The organism is Microcoleus sp. (assembly GCF_049646505.1).
Classification (GTDB): Bacteria; Cyanobacteriota; Cyanobacteriia; order Cyanobacteriales; family Microcoleaceae; genus Microcoleus.
The window spans coordinates 1-11310 of record NZ_JBARVX010000091.1 but is presented as its reverse complement, the minus strand read 5'-3'; the positions used below and the strand labels follow the sequence as shown (position 1 = coordinate 11310).

Genomic DNA, 11310 nt, shown 5'->3' with positions numbered 1-11310 from the left:
AACAATCCCTGGCTTTACCAGGGATTTATTTTTCAACAGCAGACGAACGCAAAAAACGCAGATAGTAGTTAATTCTTCTATCTGCGTCCATTTGTGTTAATCTGCCAGCATCTGCGGTAGCAAAAATCAACCACCAGCAACTGCTGGAACAATACTCACTTCATCGCCATCTTGGAGAGCAGTTTTTGAACCGTCCAAAAAGCGGATATCTTCGCTATTGACGTAGAAATTCAAAAACCTGCGAGGTTCTCCCTTTTCATCGCACAAGCTTTTTTTGATACCGGGACAATTTGATTCGAGGGATTCAATCAACTCAGAAATATTGCCGCCGCCGCATTGGATAGTGGCTTGATTGTTGGTGAATTTTTGCAGCGGAGTGGGAATTAAAACTTTAACAGTCATTTTTTTAGTCCTTAGTAAGTAATCAGTAGTCAGTAGTCAGTGGTCAGTAGTCAGTAGTCAGTAGTCCGCAGTCAGTAGTCAGTAGTCCGCAGTCACTAGGTAGGGGCGGTGCCAAGAGTGCCCGCCCTCTTAGTAGTCAACAGTCAACAGTCAACAGTCAACAGCCAACAGCCAACAGCCAACAGCTTGATAACTAATGACCAATGACTAATGACCAATGACTAAGGACTAATAATTAAACCGAAACTTGCTGCCATTCTAAGCGTTCGAGGGTGCGGGCGCGTTCGAGGGCGCGCTCGAACGCTTCTAGTTTGGGTTCGAGGGTGATGGGTTCGCCGATGTAACCTTGGACGGCTTCCTGAGTCTTCAAACCGTTGCCGGTGATGTAGGCGACGGTGGTTTCGTCGGGGTTGATTTTACCTGCTTCTACAAGTTTCTTCAAGACTGCGATCGTCGTGCCGCCAGCGGTTTCGGTGAAAATGCCTTCGGTTTCGGCTAGCAGTTTCATGCCTTCGATGATTTCGGTGTCGCTGACGGATTCGATGTTCCCGTTAGTTTTGCGGGCGATTTCCAAGGCGTACATACCGTCTGCTGGATTGCCGATCGCGATCGATTTAGCAATAGTATTCGGTTTGACTGGCGTTACAAAATCGCGGCCTTCGCGGTATGCTTGGGCGATCGGCGAACACCCGTCAGCTTGAGCGCCGCTGAACCGAACTTTCTTCTCATCAACCAAACCGACTTCGATGAATTCATTAAAGCCTTTGTAGATTTTTGTGAACAAAGAGCCGGAAGCGAGGGGGGCGACGATGTGATCTGGCAACTGCCAGCCTAGCTGTTCGGCAACTTCGTAGCCGAGGGTTTTCGAGCCTTCGGAGTAGTAGGGACGCAAGTTGATGTTGACAAATCCCCAGCCGTGTGTATTGGCGACTTCGCAGCAGAGGCGGTTAACTTGGTCGTAGTTGCCGTGAACTGCCATGACAGTTGGATTGTAAATCAGAGTGCCGAGGACTTTGCCTGCTTCTAAGTCGGAGGGAATGAAGACTACGCAATCGAGGCCGGCGTGGGCGGCGATCGCAGCGGTGGAATTAGCTAAGTTGCCAGTGCTGGCACAGGATACCGTTGTGAAACCCAATTCTCTCGCTCTGCTGAGGGCGACTGACACCACTCTGTCCTTAAAGCTGAGAGTGGGCATATTGACGGCATCGTTTTTAATATAAAGATTTTTTAGACCGAGGCGGCGGGCCAAGCGGTGGGATTTTACTAAAGGAGTCATGCCGGTGCCGACATCGATGACGTTATCTGTAGCGACTGGTAAAAATTCGCGGTAGCGCCAGATCGAGTTGGGGCCTGCTTGGATAGTTTGGCGAGTGACGCGGCGGCGGATTGCTTCGTAGTCGTACTTGACCTCAAGCGGGCCAAAACAGCAATCGCAGACGTGCTTGGCTTGGAGTTCGTACTCTTCACCGCATTCTTTACATTTGAGGGCTGTGAAGGTTGCTGCTGTGGATTGGGTTCTGGTTGCTTGGGTCATAAGAAAAACTCGGTAAGTGGGAAACTCAGCGACTTCAGTCCTGAGAGGAAAACGGCTCGGCGATTTTAATCGCATTGAATCCCCTCGCGGGGTGGAGGGGTATGGTTGCCCCTCCGATGAGGTATGGTTGCCTCAAACCCCCATTTCTGGGGTAATGTTAGCTTGTCGGTCAATGTTATAAAGGCTTGTTAGGCTAGCAGCACTGTCGAGCGTGACTTTAAGACTGTTTAACCGCTAGCGACAGAGCAGGGAACTAGCTTCGCATTCGCCCGGTGTCGTGACCTGAATAACGTAGTCAGTTAAGACTTAGGCCCGTCAGAATAGCTTGTTCGATTTCTCTTACCAAGCTCAGTGGCTTTAGCCCTGAGTTCCTGACAGCTCAACTCTCTAGTTTTGCGATGTTTTCTAATTCTTAGGACAGATTAACACGGTGGATCTACCCCGTCAACCATACCCGACTTTTTTGGTCGGGATTGATTTTGCAGCAGTATTTTGTCTGAAATCGGAGGTGGTTGGATAGTCCTCAATCTCTTTCTCAGAGTAGTTTCTAGGCTCTGCAGAATAGTGTTGGTTCAGAGGAAAAATCTCTTGTTTAACCGAACTCAAGAATGATTTAGCTGCAAAACTAATTTCAAAACTTTATAAAGTTTTTTTTGCTTGGTGACTCAAAACTACAAACTACAGGTTTGAGGCGCGGGCGAGAAACCGGGTTTCTACGAGATTTTGGGTTTAGTCACCAGAAATATCGCTAGAAACCCGGTTTCTGAATTCACGGCGGGGGCGAGAAACCGGGTTTCTACGGGATTTTGGGTTGAGTCACGAGAAATATAGCCAGAAACCCGGTTTCTGAATTCACCGCAGTAACCGCGCGGGCTTTCCCAATTCTTCAATCCAAAATCCAAAATCCAAAATCCAAAATCGGATTATCCACCGCTGACGGGGGGGATGAGTACAACTTCGTCGCCGTCTTGGAGGATGGTGTCGGGAGAGACAAATTCTAGGTTGAGGCCGAAGCGGGTACGATCGCGCCACTCTTCTAATTGAGGATATTGGGCGATCGATCTTTCGAGAACTTGAGACACTGGGGTTTCAGGAGGAAGTTCTACGGTAATTTCCGAAACTCCGTAGGCTTCACCGAAGGCGGCGAACAGTTTAACGGTGACGGTAATCGAAGAATTAGACACGGCTGTTTTGTGCGATCGACAGTTTGGCATTTATCAACTAAACCATACAATTAATTGGGAATTAAGCACGCCACGCCTTAGAATTAAAAGCGGCAATCTCTAGTTGCGTTTTACCCGATCGGGCCAACATGACTGTTGATTGCAGCAAAAAGTTTGAACAGTATTGTATGTATGCCGATCGCTCTTACCAACCAGGCGCTAGAAGCAGTTGGCATCCACTTAAATGCACTTAACTAACGTCTAGCGGGCTGCTGTTTGGGCTGCTGCAAAACTATTTTTCGATGACACAGTATAAATACTTGACCGCAAGTGCAGGAGAGTACAAAGACATCGCCCTAAATTTAGCGGTCAACAACCCAGACAATGCCCTGCTAAACCGCTGGTTTGCGACTAAAACACTGGTTGTCAAGTCCGGCTTGCCAGTCCCAAAGCTTGGCCCTGTTTAGCAAGCGTGCTGTTTTATCTAAGAATAATTGTCAAGTTAACGCGATCGAGATATTTATGGCAAGTAACGATTTTAAAGTGCTGCAAATTATTGAAGCTAAAGGCTGGTACGCCTTTGGGAGTACAAAGCAAAGCCAGCACGTTGAGAGGTGGGTAAGGCCTGTGGTGTGTTGGGTTTTAATAGAAGATAAAAAAAAGCGGCGGATTGTAACTGCTACCGCTAGCTATCGGATCGAGATTGACGACAAAGAAGTCGAATTCTTTGCTCACGAAAGCGAAATTCAAGATATCGAGAGCCTCCCGAAGTCAGTCTCGGTATCAGAATTTCTGAAAACAGAAGATTGAGATTCGGGCCCGAGGAGATTATTTAACAAGTTATTAATTATTCCTTAGTAATTTCTTAAACTTGCTGTCTGATTCTATTTCAATTTAGAGACAAAACCTCTAAATTGAGGTGTTCTGGAGGCACTCCAATCAAAGAAACCGGGTTTTTACCTGATTTGCCGGCGGCGGCGAAGTCTTTTCGCAAAAACCCGGTTTCCGTCAGCCCATCCGTCCCAGACGATCTCAAACACGAAAAAATCGATGCTTTGGCGCTGCTGCATCAGAAAGCCCAATACCTCAATTAACCCAAAAAAATAAAGAGGCCGGAAGATTGCTGGCAATGCCAACACGCTTCCGACCTTGCTGAATAACAGGGTATGCATATGTTTTTAAAGTATGGCAGCCAAGCTTTCGAGATATCAAGAGGGCTATTGCAATCACCCACTTTTGCTTTTAACGTATGTTTGCAAGGCTCATACCATTTTAGACTGAAAATTTGAAATTTGAGAGCTGGCGATGGTTACAGGTTAAGGATTCTAGCGGTTTTTATGTAGCGGTTGCTACAACTTCAAACCCCGCTCCCAACAGGTTCACGCTTCTGCTGCGGCATCCGCCGCCCCAGCAGAGCCATCCGCACGCCACCGGCCGGCCCTAAAGTCACCCCTCGGCGTTTGGCCTGTACCGGCTTTTTCTCGGCCAATACCAAGTCGAAATCGCGCAAAATGGTTGCCAGCACCAGTTTCATCTCCAACTGCGCCAGCGCCAAGCCGATACAGCGGCGGCTGCCGCCTCCAAAGGGCAAATACTCGTAAGGCGAGAATTGCCTCTCCAAAAACCGTTCCGGCTTAAATTGCAGCGGTTCTGGATACAAATCCTCGCGCCTGTGGGTTAAATAAATTGAGCCGAAAACCACCGTACCCGGTTCGAGTTGATGTCCCATCAGTTCCACGGGCTGGCGCACCACTCGCGGAAACGTCAGCATTCCCACGGGATAAATTCTGAGTGTCTCTTGACAAACCGCACTCAGGTACGGCAAGCGGGAAATCTCCATCGGGTCGGGATTTTCCCCTAAACTGTCCAATTCTTGCAGCAGTTTCTGGCGCACTGAGGGCAAACTGTGAGTCCAGTAAAATGCCCAAGCTAGGGCCGTTGCTGTGGTTTCGTGGCCTGCAAACAGCAGCGTCATCAACTCGTCGCGCAATTCTTCATCCGTCATCGGTTCGCCGTTTTCGTCGCGGGCGGCCATCATTAAGCTGAGAATATCGGTGCGGTTGCTGTCTGGTTGCTGTCTGCGTTCGGCAATTTCCTCGTCCATCAGTTGCTGAATTTTCCGCTGCTGCTGTTTCATCCGTCCCCAAGGACTCCAAGCGCCCCAATCTTGCTGCATCCAAGGCAGAAATAGCATACTCGATCGCAGCGGAGAGCCTGTTGTATCGATAATTGAAGCCAGCAGCGGGGACAGTTGCTGCAACCGCGGCCCTTCATCCAGTCCGAAGACTACTTGCAAAATTACCCGCATGGTGATTTCTTGCATGGCGGTGCGGGCGACAAAAGGTCGATCGACCGTCAACTTGCTAGCAACATCTTGAGTAATATCGCAAATTTGCTGAGCGTAATTACGCATCCGTTCCCCGTGAAAGGGCGGCATCAATAATTGGCGCTGGCGTTTGTGCTTTTCTCCAGAGATCACAATCATCGATTGTTCTCCCAGCAAGGGTTTGAGAATACCGTTGATATCGCCCGGAGCCTCAAGCGCTTTGCTGTTGAGCATTTCCTGGATCGCTTGCGGGTTGTGGATCATCACGAAGGGTTTGAGGTTCCCCCACCGCGTCGTGAAAATCTCCCCGTACTTTTTGGCGCTGACATCCAAGTATGTCAGCGGATCGGCTATCCATTGAATTAGCTGCACGAAGCGGGGGTTTTTGGGGCCGTCAGGTAAGGTCATAGAAATTGTGGTAGTGCTTGTTAAAGGACTTGGAGAACATAAATAGGACTGCTGCAGAAACCGGGTTATACCCTCTGCAATAATTTTAAGAGGTTATTCTCGAACGGTGCTCACAATGTCCTGTCCGAGTTCTGTAAAACGCACTGTTTTGATTTGCCAAGGAGCATAACCGATCAAAGTTTGGCGCACGCCTCCAAACAAACCTAGCATTTGACAGCTAGACAGATTTTGCAATTTCTGCCGGGAATTCCCGAAGGCCCGCAGATCGAGGGTCGCTATTCCGAGGTCGCGATCGATCGTCAGCCGATAGCCAACCAAACCGAGACTATCGAAAATCTGCTGCTTTAATACTTCATTAACGACGGATGACATTAACTGATTTTTTGGGCCTGTTACTGTTTCCGGCTTCAGAGTTTGACAGAGATTGTTTACCTTATAAACTTTAACGGTGACAGTATTTTCTGATGCTACTCCGCTGGCTAAAACAGGAGAAATAAAGTTAGAAGGCCCAGCTCCTTGAGCCGATCGATCCTGAAGTTGATTTCCCGTTAGCTGTATGTCTCCGAATCGATCGGCTCCCGTTTGCGATCGGCTCCCGTTTGCGGTTAAGTTCGCTGCATCGTAGCTGGAACAACTGCTACCGCCCATCAAAATTAATCCAGCGGTTAAATACCCTAAATTTTTGCAGATACTGTTCATAGTTTTTAATACTCAACTAAACGTCTGTGTAGGTCGGGTGAACTTTGGTGGTAGAAAGCACTTATACCAATTTTTTATGAGGCTGCATATATCTCGATCCCCCCTAACCCCCCTTAATAAGGGTGGGACAAGATTCCGATCAAAGTCCCCCTTATTAAGGGGGATTTAGGGGGATCGAGATATATGCAACTTCACATTAAATTGGTATTACTCCCTGATTACACTCACTTAGGAGTATTTCCCGGCATCCGCAATACTGAGGCGAAAACAAGTTAAGAGTTCTGATTAATACCTTAATTTTAGTGTGATTTCACGTAAACGGGCAAGGCACTTTATGCGTGCAACGCTGGTACAGGGTCGGGATCTCATCAGATTAAGCTCGTAACGCTAGACTGCCAGTCAGCTCGGATAACCGATCGGCGGTGTGATGTAGCCTTGCAAATCGCTCGATCGCGTCCGATTTAAACAGCCTTTTTCCGGTTGGCGAAACCTTGACCTTGATTAGTAGTAATGAGGACATATTTTCGACGGTTGCGCGCATTTTACGAGGGCTTCGGAGTGGCATAACTGGGCTTTCGGTGCAGTTGCAAAACAAAATCCGCATTAAAAATCCGCGATTAGTCGGTGATTGAAACCTCGACTGTACAAGCTTTCCTCTGCCGAGGCGGACTAAGAAATAAAGCGGGTATTTAAGCCGGATTTGGCACCAGCAAACGTGCCAGTCGCGAACAACATAATTTAGCAGCCAGCCTCTGGCGCATTCAGGGTGCGATCGCAATATTTGGTGATTTTTCTACCGAATCCCATCAAAAATAGTGAGAACATCATCATGAAACAGCAATTATTGACGAAGGTTTTGGCGGCAAGCGCGATCGCCCTCAGCACCCTGACAGTGCCTTTTGAGCCTAGTTATGGCTGGAGTTCAACCAGGGAAAAGGGATTTTCGTGCAGTACCGTCAGGGGCGCACCGGTAACGGTGTACCAAAACTCTAAAGGTGCGGTAGAGCCTTGGATTGAGTGGAATTCAGATTATTTTTCCGGTTCTGGCTACAATCCACAAACTCGGTGCCAATTAGTCAGCGGGCGCCTTGAAATCTACCGCCGCAACCGGGCGCTCAAGTACATTACAGCAGGCCGGATGAACGGCCAAAATGTCATCTGCACGGCGAATCAAGTCAACGGTTTGTGTCAAAATTTGATTTATACTCTCAGACCAGGCCAAGACCCGATGGGCTGTTTATATAATTTGTTAGCTTGGCGTCAAGGATATGTCGGGATGCCGTCTTTTGATGAAGCCCGTAAGATTCCTTACATTGACGTGAGGCAAAAACTAGGGGAAAGCACGGATGATGGGGCGCAATAGCCGATTTTTTCGCCATCCTCCAGCCTTGCTTATACCATTTTTCTAAAGATGTGGCATGGATGAAGTTTTAGCCCCCCCCCTTACCAAGGGGGGGTTGGGGGGGGGTAATATCTAGCGCTACTTTATGAAATTGGTATTAATTGTTGGGCAATTTTCAATATTGAATTATCTGCGTCGATCGGTGTTTGTACGCTTGAAATCTGCGGTTAACAGATCGACAGCAGTTCCTACGCAGGGCGGTGGGACAGTCGCCGCCACCGGATTCCCTGCTGGTGCTGAGGTGCGGGCAGTAGCGCGGGGTTTTGTAGAGTTGCTGCTGCCAAAATCTTTTTGTCAAGGCTATAGCTTGCGGTATACAAATAACGTTAAAATTGCCGTGAACCGCCGCCGGATTTTTAATGGCAAAGGTTTCTTGATTGGAATTAACGATCGGGGCAACGATCGACATCTCGGTTTTGAGGTCTATAATTTTGAAGATGGAAGCGCGCCGACGCGAGAATTATTGGAAAAAATGGTTAAATCCAGTTGGGGAATTCCGATCGGTATATATTTGCAGTTCGTCTCGTCATATCTGGGGAGTTAGCGATGAATTTGTGGAGTTCGCGGTTCGGGGCGCTGACAATCATCTTGACCGGTGCAATAACGGCGACAGCAATTGTCGGCCAACAATATGCTGCTTTTGCCAAAACAGCGGAAGAAATTGCCCGGGTAGCAACGTTGAGCACCGTCGAAGTTAATAATACGCTGGGTTTTGCTACTAGCGGTTCGGGAGTAATTATTGCAAAACAAGGCAATATTTATACGGTTCTGACGGCGAATCATGTTGTTGCCAGCCTCGCCCAAGAATACAGCATTCGCACTCATTTAGAAAAAAATTATAGAGCAATCAGAATACAGCGCTTGCCGAAAAATGACCGCGATATAGACTTAGCTTTGATCCAGTTTTACAGCCGAGAAAATTATCCAGTAGCGCCAATTGGCGAATCAAAACGTGCTGTAGTCGGTTCTACTATTTACGTTGCTGGCTATCCGCTGCCCATCGCTTCTTGGTATGAAAGAAAACTCGAATTTACAGCCGGTATTGTTTCTTCTCGTCTCGATCGCGCATCATCGGGATACGGACTGCGATATCAAGCTGTCACCAGGCGCGGCATGAGCGGCGGGCCTGTATTTGATGCTGATGGCACTGTTGTGGGAATTCACGGTCAGGGTGATACTGTTGGTACGGTACTCAGCCAGTGGAACGGTCAAATTGAGGAAATTAAAACTGGGTTGAATGCAGCAATCCCGATCGATTCTTTTATGAGGTTGCGATCGCAAACCTTACCTAACGGGTTTGATATTCTCAGCAATATTTCGATCCAGCGCGGCTACAGCCAAAGTCGATCGAATCTGGGGCCAGGAGGCTTTGTCTGCGATACCTCCACCGGCGAACCGATGACTGTGTATCAAAATCCGCAAGGGTTTAGGGAGCCTTGGATTCGGTGGAATTCTAATTTCTTTTCGGATTCTGGCTACGATCCTCTGACTCGCTGCAAACAAGTCACTCAGCGCCTAGAAAATTACAGCCGCAACAAACAGCTAAATTATGTCACTGTCGGCACTGTCAACAATCAAAAAGTGATTTGCACCAGCAGCCGCGTTAACGGGCCGTGCGAAGGCTTGATCTACACCCTGCGCCGCGATCAAGATCCGGCTCCCGCACTCAGCAGTTTCTTTGTGTGGCTGGCAAATCGGAAGGCTAGACCTTCTCTTTTTGAAAGCAGCACTCCCGTTTATATTAATGTTGGGGAACGGCTGGGGTTAGATGTTATATCAATTCCGGTTGCACCGGAATGACTGTTGACTGTTGACTGTTGACTGTTGACTGTGAGTCGAAAAACTTAAACTTAATATTGTGCTTATGCTTTAGTGTCCACTCCACTCAACTTTACTAGGACGATAAAGGGCGAATTTGATGTTACCGAACTCTAATTGCGATTGCTGATATTTTTTTCTCCAAGGGAATCGCCCCGATTGTATTGTTGAAATGCGGGGCGCTTTCAGCTTCAAATTTGAGATATTTTAATTATTTATCATTCCAGGTAGCAGAAGTGATGATCTTTTGCAACAAATAAGTTATAAAATTACTGTTAAATTAATCTAATCCAAATTTTTCAGGTATCAAGCATGACTGCAACTACGTCGAAGGCAACGTCAGCCATCCCCAGTTTTTGCGAAGGAATCCAGTATTTCTCCGAAACAGTGCCGGGTTTTGAGACTTACGGGAAAGCACCCGCGATCGCCGAGGGAAGCAAGTCGATCGCCGATCCCGCCGATCCCGCCGCCGTCTTTCAAACAATGCTGGGAGCAGATGCCCTGCGCTACCTGACGCTGCAAGTCACCGCCAGCAAGGCATCGGGACATCCGGGCGGTTTTGCCAGCCAAGCCGAGGCTTATGCCGCGTTGGTGATGCTCGGACACAAGAACATTGTCACCGAAGTGGGGCACCACGCGCCGGGATTTTACAGTGCCATGTTTCTCGATCGATCTTTAGAAGACATGGGAATTGTCAACGTGCAGCAAGTGCGCGATAAATTCCGCGAAAAAGACGGTTTGTTAGGACATCTTTCCGGTTTCATTCCCGGCCTTTTAGCACCAGCCGGCCCCCTCGGACAAGGGCAGCATTTTGCAATGGCGGGAGCGCTTTTGCATCCCGGAAAACTGTTTGCTTTCACAATGGGCGACGGCGGCATGGGCGAACCCTATCCCATGAGCAGCATGGGGCATTTCCACACTGCTTATCCCAAGGCTACTAACTTTTTACCAGTGTTAGTTTGGAACGGATATTCTCAAGAACATCACAGCATGGTTTCGACAAAAACTAATGCTGAAATGATTGCTTATTGGCAAGGAAACGGTTTTGAAGAAGTCATCTTAGTTGATGCTAAGGAATTTGACGATAAAAATCAACCGGAAGCTTATGTTGACAGCACTGCTTTTTCACTCGAACAGCGCATGGCATTTACCAAAGCTGTTTTAGAAGGAGTTGACAAAGCAGCCAAATCTGCTCTCGGCGGCAAATTAACTGCGTTTATTATCAAACAGTTGAAAGGTGCGGGAGTGCACGCGCGCGGGTCGAAATCTCACAACCTTTATCCAAAAGATACGCTGGATGCTCCGCACATTATCAGTGCCTTAAAAGAGCGCGCTTTGACTGTTGCTGCTTGGGAGTTGGTGCGGACAAATTGCGAGCGCGCCGGCGGCGGGCCAGCAGCGAAAACAGTTGTTACTGAGTTTACATTGCCGCTGGCAGATTTGGGCGAATTGCCTTTAGAAGAATTTGCAGTTGGCGGAGAAGCCAAGATTTCGACAACTGCAATGGGACGTTTGGTAGCGAAAGTCGGCGAGTGCGATCGGACTTTTCTTGTCACCA

Annotated in this window: 11 protein-coding genes and 1 pseudogene; 7 read left to right on the top strand and 5 right to left on the bottom strand. The window is 48.2% G+C overall.

What is annotated here, in order from left to right; all coding sequences use genetic code 11:
• Positions 1-126: 126 nt before the first annotated feature.
• The 3 genes from WBA89_RS05085 to WBA89_RS05075 form a co-directional block, all read right to left on the bottom strand.
• Positions 127-402, bottom strand: coding sequence for a MoaD/ThiS family protein (locus tag WBA89_RS05085; protein ID WP_424404446.1), 276 nt, complete (start codon positions 400-402; stop codon positions 127-129).
• A 235-nt stretch (positions 403-637) separates the two neighbouring features.
• A complete protein-coding gene (gene thrC, locus WBA89_RS05080; RefSeq protein WP_424404445.1) occupies positions 638-1936 on the bottom strand; it encodes a threonine synthase in 1299 nt (432 codons plus the stop codon).
• Between the two features lie 923 nt (positions 1937-2859).
• Positions 2860-3120: a MoaD/ThiS family protein gene (locus WBA89_RS05075; protein ID WP_424404444.1), complete on the bottom strand. Its 261-nt coding sequence runs from the start codon at positions 3118-3120 to the stop codon at positions 2860-2862.
• A gap of 281 nt (positions 3121-3401) precedes the next feature.
• On the opposite strand from WBA89_RS05075, the gene WBA89_RS05070 reads away from it, so the two are divergent.
• From WBA89_RS05070 to WBA89_RS05060, 3 genes are all read left to right on the top strand, one after another.
• Entirely contained in the window at positions 3402-3566 is a 165-nt protein-coding gene (locus WBA89_RS05070) for a hypothetical protein (protein ID WP_424404443.1), read from the top strand.
• A gap of 55 nt (positions 3567-3621) precedes the next feature.
• The gene (locus WBA89_RS05065) at positions 3622-3909 is read left to right on the top strand and encodes a hypothetical protein (RefSeq protein WP_194061076.1); all 288 of its coding nucleotides are present in this window, start codon (positions 3622-3624) and stop codon (positions 3907-3909) included.
• Positions 3910-4013: 104 nt separating this feature from the next.
• Complete coding sequence (locus WBA89_RS05060; protein ID WP_424404442.1) at positions 4014-4193, top strand: hypothetical protein; 180 nt, start codon at positions 4014-4016, stop codon at positions 4191-4193.
• 263 nt (positions 4194-4456) lie between these two features.
• On the opposite strand, the gene WBA89_RS05055 is transcribed toward WBA89_RS05060, so the two are convergent.
• Complete coding sequence (locus tag WBA89_RS05055) at positions 4457-5833, bottom strand: cytochrome P450 (protein WP_424404441.1); 1377 nt, start codon at positions 5831-5833, stop codon at positions 4457-4459.
• 93 nt (positions 5834-5926) lie between these two features.
• Positions 5927-6532, bottom strand: a complete 606-nt coding sequence (locus WBA89_RS05050) for a hypothetical protein (RefSeq protein ID WP_424404440.1) — start codon at positions 6530-6532, stop codon at positions 5927-5929.
• An 829-nt stretch (positions 6533-7361) separates the two neighbouring features.
• On the opposite strand from WBA89_RS05050, the gene WBA89_RS05045 reads away from it, so the two are divergent.
• The 4 genes and pseudogenes from WBA89_RS05045 to WBA89_RS05030 all read left to right on the top strand — a co-directional run.
• Complete coding sequence (locus WBA89_RS05045) at positions 7362-7895, top strand: COP23 domain-containing protein (RefSeq protein ID WP_424404439.1); 534 nt, start codon at positions 7362-7364, stop codon at positions 7893-7895.
• Between the two features lie 160 nt (positions 7896-8055).
• Positions 8056-8478: a hypothetical protein gene (locus WBA89_RS05040; RefSeq protein ID WP_424404438.1), complete on the top strand. Its 423-nt coding sequence runs from the start codon at positions 8056-8058 to the stop codon at positions 8476-8478.
• Between the two features lie 2 nt (positions 8479-8480).
• Positions 8481-9734, top strand: a complete 1254-nt coding sequence (locus WBA89_RS05035; RefSeq protein WP_424404437.1) for a COP23 domain-containing protein — start codon at positions 8481-8483, stop codon at positions 9732-9734.
• A gap of 330 nt (positions 9735-10064) precedes the next feature.
• Positions 10065-11310: pseudogene (locus tag WBA89_RS05030) on the top strand (phosphoketolase); the annotation flags it as partial.